The organism is Sedimentimonas flavescens (genome assembly GCF_025154035.1).
GTDB classification, from domain to species: domain Bacteria; phylum Pseudomonadota; class Alphaproteobacteria; order Rhodobacterales; family Rhodobacteraceae; genus Rhodobacter; species Rhodobacter flavescens.
This window is the reverse complement of the sequence record NZ_JAOALJ010000001.1, coordinates 66,264-82,669: the sequence shown is the minus strand read 5'-3', so window position 1 is coordinate 82,669 and position 16,406 is coordinate 66,264. Positions and strand designations below refer to the sequence as shown.

Annotated in this window: 14 protein-coding genes; 10 read left to right on the top strand and 4 right to left on the bottom strand. The window is 63.8% G+C overall.

The genetic code is table 11. The annotated features are described in order from the left end of the window. Positions 1–102 precede the first annotated feature (102 nt). On the top strand, positions 103–426 hold the full coding sequence (locus tag N3C64_RS00360; protein ID WP_218629028.1) for a hypothetical protein: 324 nt from the start codon (positions 103–105) through the stop codon (positions 424–426). On the opposite strand, the gene N3C64_RS00355 is transcribed toward N3C64_RS00360, so the two are convergent. Beyond that, entirely contained in the window at positions 427–1,050 is a 624-nt protein-coding gene (locus N3C64_RS00355) for a helix-turn-helix domain-containing protein (RefSeq protein ID WP_218629027.1), read from the bottom strand. It lies immediately after the preceding gene. Positions 1,051–1,098: 48 nt separating this feature from the next. Here N3C64_RS00355 and N3C64_RS00350 point away from each other — a divergent pair, with 48 nt between their 5' ends. The 3 genes from N3C64_RS00350 (at position 1,099) to N3C64_RS00340 (ending at position 4,586) form a co-directional block, all read left to right on the top strand. Beyond that, positions 1,099–2,631, top strand: coding sequence for a class I adenylate-forming enzyme family protein (locus tag N3C64_RS00350; protein WP_260010633.1), 1,533 nt, complete (start codon positions 1,099–1,101; stop codon positions 2,629–2,631). Further along, on the top strand, positions 2,628–3,269 hold the full coding sequence (locus N3C64_RS00345; RefSeq protein ID WP_260010631.1) for a DsbA family oxidoreductase: 642 nt from the start codon (positions 2,628–2,630) through the stop codon (positions 3,267–3,269). The genes N3C64_RS00350 and N3C64_RS00345 overlap by 4 nt, the downstream gene beginning before the upstream one ends. Positions 3,270–3,428: 159 nt before the next feature. Beyond that, the gene (locus N3C64_RS00340; RefSeq protein WP_260010629.1) at positions 3,429–4,586 is read left to right on the top strand and encodes a multidrug effflux MFS transporter; all 1,158 of its coding nucleotides are present in this window, start codon (positions 3,429–3,431) and stop codon (positions 4,584–4,586) included. Positions 4,587–4,594: 8 nt separating this feature from the next. Here N3C64_RS00340 and aroB read toward each other — a convergent pair whose 3' ends face one another. Beyond that, positions 4,595–5,707: a 3-dehydroquinate synthase gene (gene aroB, locus N3C64_RS00335; RefSeq protein WP_260010627.1), complete on the bottom strand. Its 1,113-nt coding sequence runs from the start codon at positions 5,705–5,707 to the stop codon at positions 4,595–4,597. 1 nt (position 5,708) lies between these two features. Next, positions 5,709–6,272 carry a shikimate kinase gene (locus N3C64_RS00330; protein WP_260010624.1) on the bottom strand — a complete coding sequence of 188 codons (564 nt, stop codon included), beginning with the start codon at positions 6,270–6,272 and terminating at the stop codon, positions 5,709–5,711. Positions 6,273–6,462: 190 nt separating this feature from the next. Here N3C64_RS00330 and N3C64_RS00325 point away from each other — a divergent pair, with 190 nt between their 5' ends. The 6 genes from N3C64_RS00325 (at position 6,463) to N3C64_RS00300 (ending at position 14,147) form a co-directional block, all read left to right on the top strand. Then, positions 6,463–6,609 carry a hypothetical protein gene (locus N3C64_RS00325; protein ID WP_218629021.1) on the top strand — a complete coding sequence of 49 codons (147 nt, stop codon included), beginning with the start codon at positions 6,463–6,465 and terminating at the stop codon, positions 6,607–6,609. A 70-nt stretch (positions 6,610–6,679) separates the two neighbouring features. Next, complete coding sequence (locus tag N3C64_RS00320) at positions 6,680–8,173, top strand: hypothetical protein (protein WP_260010622.1); 1,494 nt, start codon at positions 6,680–6,682, stop codon at positions 8,171–8,173. Then, entirely contained in the window at positions 8,170–9,120 is a 951-nt protein-coding gene (locus tag N3C64_RS00315; protein ID WP_260010619.1) for a site-specific tyrosine recombinase XerD, read from the top strand. The genes N3C64_RS00320 and N3C64_RS00315 overlap by 4 nt, the downstream gene beginning before the upstream one ends. A 32-nt stretch (positions 9,121–9,152) precedes the next feature. After that, positions 9,153–10,469, top strand: coding sequence for an HlyC/CorC family transporter (locus tag N3C64_RS00310; RefSeq protein WP_218629018.1), 1,317 nt, complete (start codon positions 9,153–9,155; stop codon positions 10,467–10,469). A gap of 151 nt (positions 10,470–10,620) precedes the next feature. After that, positions 10,621–12,192, top strand: a complete 1,572-nt coding sequence (locus N3C64_RS00305; protein ID WP_260010617.1) for a class I SAM-dependent methyltransferase — start codon at positions 10,621–10,623, stop codon at positions 12,190–12,192. Between the two features lie 14 nt (positions 12,193–12,206). After that, positions 12,207–14,147, top strand: coding sequence for a glycosyltransferase family 2 protein (locus N3C64_RS00300; protein ID WP_260010614.1), 1,941 nt, complete (start codon positions 12,207–12,209; stop codon positions 14,145–14,147). A 28-nt stretch (positions 14,148–14,175) separates the two neighbouring features. On the opposite strand, the gene N3C64_RS00295 is transcribed toward N3C64_RS00300, so the two are convergent. Further along, positions 14,176–16,401 (bottom strand): glycosyltransferase family 2 protein, encoded by a 2,226-nt coding sequence (locus N3C64_RS00295; protein WP_260010612.1) that lies wholly within the window; start codon positions 16,399–16,401, stop codon positions 14,176–14,178. Between the last annotated feature and the right edge of the window lie 5 nt (positions 16,402–16,406).

The window sequence follows — 16,406 nt, the reverse complement described above, 5'->3', positions numbered from 1 at the left end:
ACCTTCTGCCCGCGCGATTTTCCTTTTCTTTCGAGACGTTGAGGCGCAAACTTTACCAAGGGCGTGCGAGCGAAGGAGTCGCGCCCCGGCAAGGAGTTGTCAATGAAATGGCATCACATACAGGAAAACTGGGCAGCCTTTTACGACGCCATTCTGGATCGCTGGCCTGAGGCCGACGAGGCGGAACTGGAAGAGATCGACGGTGATCAGCGCGCCTTCATCGTCTATATCGCCGAACTGTCCGGTCAGGAACCCGGCGACGCGCGCGAGGAAATCCGCGAATGGATGATGGGCGAGCTACCCTCGGACGTGGTGATGGACCCGCGTCACGACAACCATTCCATCGCCCTCTCGGCCAAATACGTCCCCGAGGGCGAGGATGAGTATGATGACGATTCCCGCTTTGGCGACGACGGGCGCGAGTGATCAGCTAAGCGAGGTTACCCAGAGCACGGTCGCATCCTCGGCGCTGACCGAGATCAGGTTATGGCCCATCGAGGCGTCGTAATAGGCGCTGTCGCCGCGCTTGAGTTCGACGGGCTCGTAGAACTCGGTGTAAAGCCGCACGACGCCCGTCAGGACATAGAGGAACTCTTCCCCATCATGGCGCACCCAGCCGTTGAACTCCTCGACCTTGCGCGCGCGGATGCGGGCACGGTAGGGCAGCATCTGCTTGGTGCGCAGCGCGCCCGCCAGCAGTTCATGTTCGTAGGTCGTGGTGATATGCGCGGCACCTTCGCCCGACTTGGTCACCGCCATCCGCCCCATCACCTGCCCCTTTGAGGGCGGCGTGAACAGCTGCGGAACTGAGATCTCCAGCCCCTCGGCCAGTTTCTTCAATGCCTCATAGGTCGGCGACATCTGCCCGTTCTCGATCTTCGAGAGCGTCGAGCGCGCCAGCCCCACGGCATTCGCCGCCTGCTCCAGCGTCCAGCCACGGGCGCGGCGCAGTTCGCGCACACGCGAAGCCAGATCGATCGGCTCGGGCGAGATTTCCTCGCCGCTCTCGCGCGCGATGCGAATGATTTTAGCCTGCTCGATCTCGCCCATCCTGGCCTCTGACTTGCATCGGAACCGGCTTGGACGTAGCAGACCTATATGATCGCTGTCTATGCCTCGCCCCCGATTGCCCCGCCGCCCGCCGCGTTCAACCTCGCGGCGCATGTGCTGGCCTGCGCGCCAAGCATGGGCGAGCGCAGCGCGATGCAGATCCTGCGCCCCACCGGGGCGGAGCGTTGGTCCTACGCTCGCCTTGAGGCCGCCGTGCGCGGCGCGGGCACCGGCCTTCTGGCCGCAGGTCTCGCCCCCGGCGACCGCGTCCTGCTGCGGCTTGGCAACACGCCCGAGTTTCCCGTGGCCTTCCTTGGCGCCATTGCCGTGGGCCTTGTACCGGTGCCAACGTCGTCGCAGCTGACGGTGCCTGAGGTGACACGCATCGCGCAGGAGATCCGCCCCGCCGCGATCATCGCGGGCGAAGGGATCGCCCTGCCCGACTGGCCCGCGCTGATTATCCCCGAGGCGGCGTTGCGCGGGTTCGAGGCTCTGCCCCCCTGCGACTATGCGATGGGCGATCCGAACCGGCTGGCTTACCTGATCTACACCTCGGGCAGCTCGGGGCGGGCGCGCGCCGTGATGCATGCCCATCGCGCAATCTGGGCGCGCCAGATGATGCATCAGGGATGGTATGGCATGACCGGCGCTGACCGCCTGTTGCACGCCGGGGCCTTCAACTGGACCTATACGCTCGGCACCGGTTTGATGGACCCCTGGACGCTTGGCGCGACCGCCCTGATCCCCGGCGCGGGGGTGACACCCGACAAGCTACCGCTGCTGCTTCGTCGCTTTGATGCCACCATTTTCGCTGCTGTTCCCGGTGTTTATCGACAGATCCTCAAGCAACATGCGAAGCTGTCTCTGCCGCGCCTGCGCCATTGCCTGACGGCGGGCGAAGCCATGCCCGCCTCGATCCGTGCGCGCTGGAACGAAGCTACCGGGGCCAAGATTTTCGAGGCACTTGGGATGTCCGAATGCTCGACCTTCATCTCGGCCTCACCCACGCGTCCGGCGCCAGAGGGCGCAATGGGATACCCGCAAGACGGCCGCAGCATCGCTGTGCTGGACCCAACCGGCGTGCCTGTGGCCCGTGGCGCGGCGGGCATACTGGCGGTGCACCGCACCGACCCCGGCCTGTTTCTTGGCTATTGGGAGCAACCCGGGGAAACGGCCGCGCGCTTCACCCCTGACGGTGAATGGTTTCTGACCGGCGACAGCGCTGCAATGGCCGGGGATGGTGCGATCTCCTACCTTGGGCGCGACGATGACATGATGAACGCGGGTGGCTTCCGGGTCTCGCCGCTTGAGGTCGAGGCCGCGATAGCCGCCTGCCCCGATGCCGGAGAGGTCGCCGCCGTCGAGATCCGCGTCAAGGCCGAGGCCTCGGTGATCGCGCTTGCCTGGACCGGAGCGGCGAGTGAAGCATCCCTGACCGCGCATGCCGCGCAGAACCTTGCGCGCTACAAACAGCCCCGCCTGTGGCGCCACGTCGCCACCCTGCCCCGCAACGCCAATGGCAAGATCGACCGCCGCGCCCTGCGCGCAGGCTGGCCTCTGCCGCCGGAGAACGAACAATGATCCGCCTCGATATCTTTGCCGACCCCGTCTGCCCCTGGTGCCTGATCGGAAAGGCACGGCTTGACCGCGCGCTGGAGGCCCGCCCGAACCATCCCTTCGTCATCGCCTGGCATCCGTTCCAGCTAAACCCGGCGATGCCCGCGGGCGGGATGCCGCGTGCCGCCTACCTTGAGGCCAAGTTCGGCCGCGCCGACGCCGCGCGCTACTATGTGCAAGTCCTAGACGCCGCGAAAGAGTCCGGGATCGAGCTGGACGTCGCCTCGATCCAGACCATGCCCAATACCCGCGATGCACATCGCCTGATCCATTGGGCCGGGATCGAGGGGCGCCAGACCCCCGTCTTCGCAGCGCTGATGCGCGCCTATTGGCGCGAGGGGCGCGATATCGGCGACGCCGAAGTGCTGGCCGATGTCGGTGCGCAGATGGGAATGGACCGCGACATGGTTGCTCGCCTGCTGGCCTCGGACGCCGATCTGGATGTCATCGCCGAGCGCGAAACTCATGCGCGCGAGCGCGGTGTGAACGCCGTGCCCACCTTCGTCATCGCCAATCAATATGTCCTGTCTGGCGCGCAACCGACCGAAACCTGGCTGCAGGTCATCGACGAGTTGCTGGCGCAGGACAGCCCCGCGGACTGAGCATTTCTGCACAGCCCCCTGCGCGGGGCGGAGCACCGCTGCATATGGCTATTGACGCTGACGGCGCTAAGTTAGGCGCCGTAAAGGATCTATTCTGTGACCCATGCATCGCCTCCGCCCGTCGCGTCGCGGCACCTCAGCCTGCCTGAATTCACCGCTATGCTCGCCACGCTGACGGCAACGGTCGCCTTCTCGATCGACGCCATGCTGCCGGCATTGCCGCAGATCGCTGCGGCCCTCTCGCCCGAGGATGTGAACAGCGCGCAACTGGTGCTGACCGCCTTTGTACTGGGTCTCGGGGTCGGCACCTTCGTCGTCGGACCGATCTCGGACGCGTTCGGACGCAAGCCGACGATCAACGTGGGCATCGTAATCTTTGTTGTTGGAGCGATGCTCGCGACACAGGCGGGCAGCCTGGAAACCCTTCTGGCCGCGCGGTTCATCCAGGGCCTCGGTGCCTCCGCGCCGCGGATCGTGTCGATGGCACTGGTGCGCGACATCTACGCCGGCCGCGAGATGGCGCGCGTGACATCGATCATCATGATGATCTTCATCCTTGTGCCCGCGATTGCGCCCTCGATCGGCGCAATGATCATTCATCTGAGCAACTGGCGCGGCGTCTTCTGGGCCTTTGTCGTCTTCGGCATCTTCGGCCTTTCCTGGGTCAATCTCCGCCAGCCAGAGACCCTCCCGCGCGCGGCCCGGCGCTCGCTGCGACCGGCTGCGGTGTTCGCCGGTGTCAAAGAAGTGTTCTCTGATCGCGCAGTGCGCCTTTACGCGGCGGTCCTGACGCTCGGCTTTGGGCAGATGTTCGCGCTTCTGTCCTCGTCGCAGCAGCTTTTTGCGGCCTATGGCGCGGGAGACAGCTTCCCCAAGTGGTTTGCGCTGATGGCATTGCTGGCGGGAACGGGGTCGGTGTTGAACGCCCGCTTCGTCGTGCATGTCGGGATGCGCCCGATCGTAAGCGCAGCCTATCTCATGCAGGTGGTATCTTCCGCACTGATGCTCGGTCTGCTCGGCCTTGGCCTGCCGCAAGACGGGTTCGGCTTTGCCGTTGTGTTTGCCTGGTCGGTCAGCGTGTTCTTCATGGCGGGCGTGACCTTCGGCAATCTGAATGCGCTGGCGATGCAGAAGATGGGCCATATCGCGGGCACGGTGGCCTCGGCGGTGACCGCTGTGTCGACCGTGGGCGCGGTGCTGATCGCAGCGCCGGTCGGGTTGCTGTTCAACGGGACCGCCACGCCAATTGTTGTGGCCACGCTGATCTGCTCGGCCGCCGCGGCGCTGCTGATGCGGCGGACGGCAGAGTTCGACTGAAGCGCCGCTCAGCCCTGACGGCTACGCAGCGCGTCATCGAGCACCGATTTCAGCACATCGCGCGGTACGTCCGAGGTGACGAAAGCCTGCCCGATCCCGCGCGCCAGGATGAAGCGCATCTTGCCGTCGAGGACTTTCTTGTCCTGCGCCATCAGCTCGATCAGCCCCTCGCTCTCCGGCAGGTCACCTGGAATATCGGCCAGATCCACCTTCATGCCCATGGCGGCCAGATGCGCCCGCACCCGGCTTGGTGCCTCCTGGCTGCACAGGCCACGACGCTGCGAAAGTTCGAACGCCAGCGCGCAACCGATGGCCACGCCCTCGCCATGCAGCAGGCGGCTCGAATAACCGGTGGCGGCTTCCAGCGCGTGGCAGAAGGTATGCCCAAGGTTCAAAAGCGCCCGGTCGCCTTCTTCGGTCTCGTCACGTGCGACGATCTCGGCCTTCATCTCGACCGAGCGCGTCACCGCGCGCAGCCGGGCAACCTTGTCGCCCGCCGCCAGCAGCGGGCCATTGGTCTCCAGCCAATCGAAGAAGGCTGCATCACCCAAAAGGCCGTATTTCACCACCTCGCCATAGCCGGCCAGGAAGTCGCGCTTGGGTAGGCTGTCGAGCAGGTCAATATCGGCCAGCACCAGCGAGGGCTGGTGGAACGCGCCAATCAGGTTCTTGCCCTGCGGTGCGTTGATCCCGGTCTTGCCGCCGACCGAGCTATCCACCTGCGCCAAGAGCGTTGTCGGGATCTGAACAAAGCGCACACCGCGCCGCAGTACGGCCGCCGCGAAACCGACGAGATCGCCGATCACCCCACCGCCGAAAGCAACAACGATATCCTTGCGCTCGACCTTTTGTTCCAACAGCCATTCGCACGCGCGGGCAAAATGCGGCCAGCTTTTGGTGGACTCGCCCGCGGGCAACGCAAGGCTGACCATCTCGACATCGCCAAGACCGGCGCGCAGGGCCTCAAGATGCAGGGCGCCGACGGTCTCGTCGGTGATCACCGCCACGCGCGGACGGCGCAGCAAGGGCGCAATCTCGGCCCCGGCATTTGCTACCAGCCCCGAGCCGATCCGCACCTCATAGGCGCGCTCGCCCAACTCAACCCGCACCGTTTCGCGCATCTTATTCCTCCTCGAACAGGCCGCCCTGGGCCTGCAAAGCATCTGCAACCTTCTGCGCCATCGCCTCGATCGGCAGGGCAGGCTCGGCCTCGACGGCGACCTGAGCCAGCGCGTAAACCGGCTCGCGCTGCGCCAGAAGGTTGGTCAGCGTCGCTTTCGGATCGGCCGTGCGCAAAAGCGGGCGCGTGTTCTTGTGTTTCACCCGGTTCCACAGCAGCTCAAGATCGGCCTTCAGCCACACCGAAACCCCAAGCCGCGCGATCATCTCGCGATTGCGTTCGGACATGAACGCCCCGCCGCCGGTCGAGACCACGGCAGGCGGACCCGAAAGCAGCCGCTCGATCACCTCCGATTCGCGGGCGCGGAAGAAGGGCTCACCGTCGCGCTCGAAAATCTCGGCCACCGGCATTTGCGCGGCCTTCACGATCTCTTCGTCGCTGTCCAGAAACGGCACCCCAAGCAGTCGCGCCAAGGCAGTGCCGACGGCCGTCTTGCCCGACCCCATCATCCCCACGAGGACAACCGTCTTGCGCAGGGCTTGCGGTCTGGAACTCGTCTTGGACACGTCGGGTCTCCGTCTGGCTTGCGCAAATTCGCGCCAATCGGCGGTCCCTTGCGCAATCGTGATCGTCTGCGCCTTGAATGGCGTGAACTTCCAAGAAATGCCATATATAATCGCATCGGATATGGGCTTTCCGGCCCCCATCGGGCAAAACGAACCGCACCGAACCAAAAGAAGAAACGAAAGGCAGACCATGGGGCGCATCTTCAAGGCCATTCTCACGCTGGTAGTTCTGGGCGCGCTGGCCGTCGTGGGCTTCGCCTATTTCGGCGACATGTCCCCGGAAAGCTCCGAGCAGACCGTCGAGATCTCCCTCCCGGGGGGCACGAGTGGCAACTGAGCGCAAAGCTCTGATTCCCATTCTTTTCGGGGCGTTTCTTGCCTCGTCCGCTTCGGCCGAAACAGAGCCGATGTCGGCCATTGATTGGCTGTCGCGCTCGGTCGTGACCCCTGCGGTGATGGCGCCGGGAACGTCGGCGGCATCGCGTCAACCACTGAGCGAACCGCCCGTGACCGAAGGTGTCGGCACCGAGGATGTCGCGATCAGCTCGCTCGATCGGCCTTCTGCAAACGGTCTGGGATTGCTGCCGCCATCGCAGACCGGGCTTCCGCCTGGCCTTTGGGGGAACACGCCCGAAACCGATCTGGCGGAGGCGCTGCGCAAGGAGCGTCTGGACACCCTGCCCGCAATCCAGTCGCTGCTGATCGAGCTGTTGCTGGCCGAGTTGCAGCCCCCCCGCCTGCGCGCGCCTGATGGGCGCAACGTGCTGTTTCTGGCGCGTATCGACCGGCTGCTGGATCTTGGCGCGCTGGAACCCGCGCTGGCGATGCTCGAACAATCCGACCCCACCGACCCCGAGATTTTCCGCCGCCATTTCGACGTCGCGCTCTTGCTGGGCGAGGAAGGCGCAGCTTGCGAGATCATGGAGCGCACGCCCTCGGTCGCCCCCTCCTATTCGGCGCGCATTTTCTGCCTTGCGCGTCAGGGCAACTGGGATACCGCGGTGCTGACCCTCGGCACCGGCCGCGCGCTTGGCAAGATCGACGATGAGGTCGCGGCGCTGCTGGAGCGTTTTCTGGAACCCGAACTGGCGGATGACACCGAGGATCTGCCGCCGCCAAGCCGCCCCTCTCCGCTGGTCTTCCGGATGATGGAGGCCATCGGTCAGCCGATGCCGACCGGCCCGCTACCTGTCGCCTTCGCGCAATCGGACCTGCGCGCGAACACCGGCTGGAAAGCCCGCATTGAGGCCGCCGAGCGGCTGACGCGGATGGGCGCGCTCGACCCCAACCAGCTTCTGGGCCTTTACACCGAGCGGCGCGCGGCCGCTTCGGGCGGGGTCTGGGATCGCGTGCGGATCATCGGCGATCTCGACACCGCGCTTGAACGCGAAGACACCGACGCGCTGTCCGAAGTGCTGCCCGCCGCCTACGAGGCGATGCAGGCGCTAGAGCTGGAGCCCGCGCTGGCGGCGCTTTACGGGACGCGCGTTGCGCAGGCGGGCCTTGAAGGCGATGCAGGCGCGCTGGCTTTCCGGCTCGGCCTCCTGACCGACCATTATCAGGATATCGCTGCGGCGCGCAGCCCGGCCAATCTCGACGAGCGGCTGCTGATCGGCATTGCGCGCGGCGGCACAACAGGCATTCCCGTGCAGGACCAGCTTGGCCTTGCGTTGAAGCAGGTCTTCGACATCACGCCCGGCCAGGTTCCCGCGCCCTATGCCCATCTGGTGCCGGGCAAGCTGGGCGAAGCCCTGCTGAACGCCATTGATGACATCACCGAGGGCGCCAAGGGCGACTACCGCCGCCTTGTCGCGGGGCTGTCGCTGATGCGCTACGTGGGGCTCGACGATGTGGCCCGGCGCACCGGCCTGCAACTGATCATCCTGGAGCGCCGCGGATGAGCGCGCCGCCAGATCCGCGCTGGATCTCCGCATTCCTCGAAGCGCAAGCCGCCGAGGCCGGTGCCGCGCGCAACACGCTTTTGGGATATGGTCGTGATCTCAGCTACTTCGCTGACTATGCTCATGCGAAATCGTTAAGCTTCGAGACGCTTTCACAGTCCGATATCGAGCAGTACCTGATCCGCTGCGAAGCAGAGGGCCTTGCGCAATCGACCCGCGCGAGGCGCCTGTCGGCGATCCGACAATTGTTTCGCTTCGCATATGAGGAAGGCTGGCGCGCCGACAACCCCTCCATCCGCCTGCGCGGACCGGGCAAGGCCAAGCGCCTGCCCAAGACGCTGACCGTGGCCGAGGTTGACGCCCTTCTGGAAGCCGCGCGCGATCAGGGCCGCAGCCTGCCCGAGCAGATCCGCAACCGCTGCCTGATGGAGATGCTCTACGCCACCGGAATGCGCGTGACCGAGCTGGTCTCGCTGCCCGTCTCAGCCGCGCGGGGCGATCCGGCAGTGCTGCTGATCCGCGGCAAGGGTGGCAAGGAACGCATGGTGCCCCTGTCCACTCCTGCCCGAGAGGCGCTTGGCGACTGGCTCAAGCTGCGCGACGCAGCCGAGGAAGAGGCGCGCATCAGCCGGCGTACGCCACCCTCGCGCTTCCTGTTCCCCTCGACCAGCAAAGAGGGGCACATGACGCGGCAAGGGTTCCACGGGCTGCTCAAGGATATTGCCGTTTCGGCCGGTATCTCGCCCGCGCGGGTCACGCCCCACGTGTTGCGCCACGCCTTCGCCACGCATCTGCTGCAAGGCGGTGCAGACCTGCGCGCAATCCAGACCTTGCTGGGTCATGCCGATCTTTCGACGACCGAAATCTATACCCATGTGCTCGACGAACATCTCAAGGAACTGGTGCTGCGCCACCATCCCTTGTCGCGCCCGACGGATGGCACTTGATCCTGACCCTTCCTCATCCTTAATTGGCAGTCATGCAGACCCCTATTCTCGACACCGCCTTCTGGCTGACCGCCGCCGCCATTATTGGCCTGTTGCTGATGTCCGGCTTCTTCTCGGGTTCCGAGACGGCGCTGACCGCGGCGAGCCGCGCCAAGCTGCGCAACCGCGCCGACAAGGGCGAAAAGGGCGCCGAGGCCGCACTGAACGTAACCGAGGATAGCGAGCGTCTGATCGGCGCGATCCTTCTGGGCAACAACGTGGTGAACATCCTCTCGGCCTCGCTCGCGACGGCGCTGTTCACCCGACTCTTCGGCGATTCCGGCGTTGCGCTTGCCACGCTGGTAATGACCACGCTTGTGCTGATCTTCTCGGAGGTTCTTCCCAAGACCTACGCGATCTCAAACCCCGAGACCGTGGCCTCGCGGGTCGCCCGCCCGATCCGCTTCCTGATCGTCTTGCTTGCCCCGATCGTGACGATCGTGCGCACCATCGTGCGCGGCATCCTGTTCCTGTTCGGCTACCGCACCGATGCCGACCAACACATGTTCTCGATCCATGAAGAGATCGCCGGGGCGCTGGCGATCGGGACCTCCGAGGGCACGGTGGACAAGGAAGACCGCGACCGCTTGCTGGGGGCGCTCGATCTGGGCAACCGCACGGTGGAAGAGATCATGCGCCACCGCAGCCAGATCGAGATGATCGACGCCGAGGCCGACCCGAGCGAGCTACTGGCTCAGGTTTTGGCCTCGCCCCACACCCGTCTGCCACTTTACAAGGGCGAGCGAGAGAATGTCGTGGGCGTTATCCACGCCAAGGATTTGTTGCGCGCGGTGGAACGTTTCCTGCGCACGGGCGACGGCAAGCTTGACAGCGTGTCGGACCTTGACGTGATGAAGGTGGCGATGAAGCCCTATTTCGTCCCGGAAACCACACCGTTGGACGAGCAGATGCGTGAATTCCTCAAGCGTCGCACGCACTTCGCGCTTGTCGTTGATGAATACGGCGATCTGAAAGGGCTGCTTACGCTTGAGGATATTCTTGAGGAGATCGTCGGCGAGATCACTGACGAATTTGACCCCAAGGCGGAGCGTCAGCTCAAGCCCACCGAGTCGGGCGACTACATCGTGGACGGCGCTATGACGATCCGCGACCTGAATCGCGAAACCGACTGGAGCCTGCCCGACGACGAAGCCAATACCGTCGCCGGCCTGGTCATCCACGAGGCCCAGACCATCCCCGACGCGGGACAGGTCTTTTCATTCCACGGGTTCCGCTTCGAGGTGATCGAGCGCAAGGACAACCGCATCACCAAGATAAAGATCCGCCCGCTTCTGGCGCTGTTGGGATGAGCCAGCCGCTGTGGACAGCGCGGCGCGAAACAAGCTAAGCAGGGCCGCGCATTCTTCCGGGCGATTGCCTGACGCGCCAGGACCTACTCGCCCCGGATCGCATCGGCCCGTGCGATCCCCCAAGCGGCCAAGCGGGCATGAGGTGTAAAGAGTGGCGACGTCCAGCCGTACCGAGTACCAGATCGCGATGCTGTGGATGGAGGGACCGCTGAGCTTCCTTGAACAGCTTTGCATCGCATCCTTCCGCGATGCGGGCCATCACGTTCGCCTTTACACCTACGGCACGGTCACTGGCATCCCCGAGGGTATCGAGGTCGCCTCGGCCGACGAGATCCTGCCGCGTACCGACTTCCTCAAGCATGAGCGCACCGGAAGCCCTGCCCTGCACTCTGACCTGTTCCGCTATCACCTCTTGGCCAAGAATGACCGCACGATCTGGGCCGACACTGACGCCTACTGCCTGCGTCGGTTCGAAACCGAGACCGGGCATTTCCACGGATGGGAGTCGGACAAGCATGTGAATGGCGGCGTGCTCGGGCTCCCGCGCGGCAGTGATACGCTTGCCGCGCTGCTTGAATTCACGTCCGACGAGTTCGCAATCCCCGACTGGTATGGTCCCGATTACGCTCAACAATTGCGGGCAAGCACCGATGCAGGCCAGCCCGTACACGCCAGCGAGATGCCCTGGGGCGTCTGGGGGCCGCATGCCCTGACGCATTTCCTGCACAAGACCGGCGAGGTGCAGCATTCCTTCGCCCAACACATGCTCTATCCGTTTACCTTCAAACAGCGGCGCATGATGTTGAAGCCGGGGCTCGACACTTCGCCCTATATCCGGCCCGACAGCTACTCGGCGCATTTCTACGGGCGCCGGATGCGCAAGCGTCTGGTCGAGAAAGAGAACGGCCTGCCCCATCCCGACAGCCTGATCGGGCGGCTGTTGGCCAAGCATGGCATTGACCCGCGTGAGGCGCCCCTGCCCGCCCCGGCACAGCCTCAAGCCGACACCCCGAAGCCTGCGGTGCCGATAGCAAAGACGACCAGCACGGCCGGTGTGAACCTGAGCGATCTTGCGGAAAAATACGGCTCGGACAAGGGGCCGGCGAAGCATCGCTATACCGAGCTTTACAACATGCTGTTCCACCCCTACCGGGATCAGCCGATCCGTTTTCTTGAAATGGGTCTGTTCATCGGCGGCCCGGAACATGGCATCAGCGCCGATCGCGACACGACCGATCTGCCCTCGGTTCGGATGTGGCTTGAGTTCTTCTCGCAGGCGCAAATCCATGGCCTCGATGTTTCCGATTTTTCCTGGTTCGAGCATCCGCGTTTCAGCTTCACCCGCTGCGACATGGACCGGCGCGAAAACATCCGCGATGCGTTCAAGGATGCGGCCCCCTTCGACATCATCATCGACGATGCCTCGCACGCGTCGCACCATCAGCAATTCGCGCTGCTTGAACTGTTCCCCAAGCTGAAGCCGGGCGGGCTTTACATCATCGAAGACCTGCGCTGGCAGCCGCAGACCTATGAGCGCGCGGGGATCACTAAGACAGCGGATCTGTTCCAATCCTACCTGCACCACGGGAGCTTCCGTCACTCTGACCCAGCACTGGCCGCCGAGTTCGACGCCCTCCGCCCCGAGATTTCAGGCGCATTCCTGCATCAGGTGCGTTACCTGAAGGAAAAGAGGGATCAGGTTCTGGTCATTCACAAGCGTTAAGGAACACTACTACGATGAGCCGCAATCTCGTCCTGACCTGCATGAAGAACGAAGGGGTCTGGCTTCTCGAATGGGTGGCATGGAATCTCTCGATCGGTTTCGACCACATCCTCGCCTACACGAATGACTGCGAGGACGGGACAGATCTGATGTTCGAGCGGCTTGCGGAACTCGGGTTGGCCAGTCATCGAGACAACACCCGTCAACCCGGTGACGGAAAAAGCTACCAGGTACGCGCATTCCGCAATGCCAGGCGCGAACCGCTGCTCGCCGATTTCGAGTATACCGCGATCCTTGACGCGGATGAATTTCTGAACATCAAGGTCGGCGATGGTTCAATTGCAGCGCTCATTTTCGCGACAACCAACGTTCAAGGCCAAGTGCCGGACGCCATTTCGTTACCGTGGAAGCTATTCGGCGCGGGCGGAAAAGTAGCGTTCGAGCCTGGTTTCATAACAGAAAACCTGACGCGGGCCGCATCCGAGAAAGCGTTTCGCCCAAGCCAGGCTTGGGCCATGAAAACGCTCTTTCGAACGGCAGCCTTCGACGTATTCGGAGTTCACCGTCCCAGAGTGCCGATCGGAAAAGACTGGAACGAGGTGCTTTGGGTGAATGCTGGCGGCGTCCGTATGCCCGAACGTTTTCATGCGCTCACGAAGGGCAACTGGCGGTTCGCACGTGACAGTATCAGTTACGAGTTTGGGCAGGTCAATCATTACGCTGTCAAATACGCCCAGTCGTTCCTGATGAAGTCCCTGCGCGGCGCGCCTCATGGCGGTATGGACCGCGGTTCTCACTATTGGGAGATCATGAACCGCAACGAAACCGAAGATCGTTCGATCATCGAGCGTTTGGCGCGAGCGCGCGAAATCCATAGCCAACTCATTGCCGACCCAGTCTTGCGACAGTTGGATGAGACCGCCCGCGCATGGTATCTCACTAAGATTGATGAGACCCTTTCGCGCCCAGATTTCGCACAAATGTTTGCGGCCATTACGCAAGCTCCAGAAAGAGCGGTTCAACCCGCGCGCACGTCCCCACCGAAACGCCCCGAATGGGAACAGGTGATCACCCGGATAGGAGCCGAAGGAGGCTTTTATAGGGAGTTGGGCGAGCAACACTCCGCCCTGCATGTCCGAGCCGGAGACACTTTGGTGGTAACCTTCGACAATCTGGATCACGTAATGGAGCGGGCGGAAGATCGCCTGCCTTGGGGTTTTGATTTCCTACGTTCGCACGGCTGGTCGGTTCTCGGGCTGATGGCCCATGACTGGACTTGGTATCGTGACCCTGCAGTGCATAACTTCTTCGATACGCTTCGCGATGAAGGTTTTTTTAAGCAATTCTCGCGGGTTATCTTTTACGGCGCGTCAATGGGCGGCTACGCTGCGGCGGCATTCTCAGCGGCAGCACCGGGGGCGACCGTGATCACCATCAGCCCGCAAGCCACGCTCGACAAGACCATCGTGCCTTGGGAGACGCGCTATTCGAAGGCCTGGCATCGTGATTTCTCGGATCGCTACGGCTTTGCGCCGGATAGCCTGCGCTCCGCCGAAAAGGTCTATCTTCTGTTCGATCCGCTTGCCGAGCTGGACGCAAATCATGCTGCGCTCTTCGAGGGGGAGAACATCAACACTTTGCATTGCCGTATGATGGGGCACCGGATTGCCTCGGCGATGCAGGGAATGGATATCCTCAAGCCCGTTATCGAAAGCGCGATCGACGGTAGCCTGACCGCAGCCGATTTCTATGGCGCCCTGCGCAGGCGGCGGACCTACGCGCGCTATCTAAAGGAGATGCTGGCAAGGCTGGACAAGCGTGGCAACCCCTGGCTTATGTCTCTGTATTGCCAGCATTACCTTGCAACGCGTCGCGGTCCGATGTTCCGCAAACACCTGAATGCCGCGAACGAGGAGCTGGTCAGACAGGGGCGAAAGATTCCGGGTAGTGTCTGACACGTTCCCGCATCGACCGGCGGGCCGCTCAGGAATGGACCGTCTCTTGCCGCTCGACAGTGAAGAAGAACCGTTCGGCAGGATCCTTCGCGGCGATCTCATCGGGAATGCAGGTCGGCCCCGCCAGAAACACATTCGCCCCGAAATGCCCGTGCAAGCGCGAGAGGCGCTGCATCTTCTGGCTGGTGATCTCGTCGAAGAATGCCCCGTAACCGGGATCGGCCCGTAGCTCGGTGATCTTGGCGCGATGCGCGGCGACGCATTCGGCATGGGCGGCGGCGATCTCGGGGTCGGCTAGCAGGCGTCGCATCTCGCCTTGCGCCTTCGGCAGCGCCCGCTGGATCGAGAGATCTTCCTGCGCATTATTGTTCATGCGGAACCAATAGGCGAGGCCCTGATCGCGCTCGACATGGTTCACCCGGCCGCGATCGCGTTTGACCAGAAAGCTCTCGGCCGAGCGGACGGCATAGTGATTGAGTTGCACGAGGTCGTAGCCATAGGTTTGGGCGTTTGAGCGCCACGCGCCGCGATACTCGCTTTCAGGCAGGGGTCGCCCCGAGCCGTTGACCCAGTGGATCTTATCCAGCTTTTGCGCCGAGAAGCCTTTGGGGCGATGCACCCCAAGCTTGCGGAAGATCCCGACATTGGCAAAAAGCGTCTTGAAGCCCCAGGCCTGATGCGGTTTGGGCGTAAACTCGGGGGCGCAGCGGGTGAACTGTTGCGTCACGAAGGCGTCGTTGAAATCCGCAACGTCTGCGTTACCGAACAGCCGCCAGGTCATCGAAATCAGATTGGCATCGGGCACCGCGGCGAACAGCGCATCCAGAGTGCCGTCCCCCACCTTGATATTGATGAACTCATCGACGTCGATACAGGCCACCCAGGCGGCCTTGCCGATCACCGGCTCATCCGGTGCGACGGCAAGGGCGGCGTGTTGCGGGCGCATATCCATCGCGCGGAACGGGTTGTCGCGATGCTGCACGAGGCCCTTACGCTCTAGCAAGCTCAGGAAGCTGTCCGTGCCGTCGGTACAGTCGTTGGTGTAGATCAGGAAATCGTCGAAGCCGATCGCACGGTGATAGGCGAGCCACTCAAGGATGAACGGACCCTCGTTCTTCATCGTGGTCACGATGGCGCGGCGGCCAGTCTTGCCCGGCGCCGAGGATGCCTCGGGGGCGGGCATGCGAATGGGCCTGTGCTCGAAGGCGTCCTCGGCCAGCGCGAGAAGCTGCGCGTCCTCGATCAGTGCGGCACGCGGGACGATGCTGGCGATGGTCTCCACCGGGTGGCGCAGGTTCATGCAGCGGTGGAAGCGCCAGGCCGGAACGCGCGGGTCGGCCGCCGCATTGCCCACGCGTGTCATGCGCCAGACCGCCTGCGGGCTGGCCTTGGAAGGCGCGATGCACCAACGGTTCCAGACCTTGCTGGCGTCGAACTGCACGCAGATATGGTCGCCAAAGCTGATGGGGTCACCCGCGCGAACGCGCCAAGGGTAGGCCGAGCGCCCCGTCAACGCCACGACCCCGGTGTCAGCCGCGACGGCCGCATCGAAGACCGAGCGCCCCTCCGGCGCCTCCAGCAGGTCATGCACCTCGATATTCGCCACGGCGCGCGCCTGCCCCAGGTAGCGCTGGCGCATGATCTCATAGCAGATCACCTCACCTAGAGGGGCGCGCCACGGGTCTGGCTCGGGCAGGTCCATCCGGTCCCTGCCGGGGCTTTCCGGGGCGCAATAGGGGTGTTGCTCGGGCGGCTGGCTGCGTTTGCCAAGCGGAAGCGGCGCGCGGAGCAGCATCACCACAAGCGCGCTCTCCGCCAGAGCGCCCTCTAGCGCGGCATCGAAGGCCGTATCCTCCCCCGGCGGCGAACGGTCGAGAATGACTGCCCCGTCCAGCCCCTGCGTTGCTGTGTGATAGGCCAGCCAGTCAACAATGGTTTCGGCGCTCTCACCATTTCGGACGGCCGCGAAGGTGTTCTTGCCGCGCAGCAGGCCGAGGTCCGGGCGAAACGGCGTTACCCGAAGACGAACCGCACCAAAGACGCACTCAAGCGGCGCGCCTTCGGCAATCCTGACCTGCAGAACCGGGGCCGACATCACCCAAGCGGTGGACAGAAGTTCCACCCCCGGCCCAAAGCCGATCTGCGCGACATCCGTTCCAGCGGCAAAATAAAGGGATACCCGGCGCGTTCCGTCATCTACCGGGCGCTCGACCGCGTCGAGCAGCGTCACGCCGCCCGCCGAGACCGAACACATTTCCC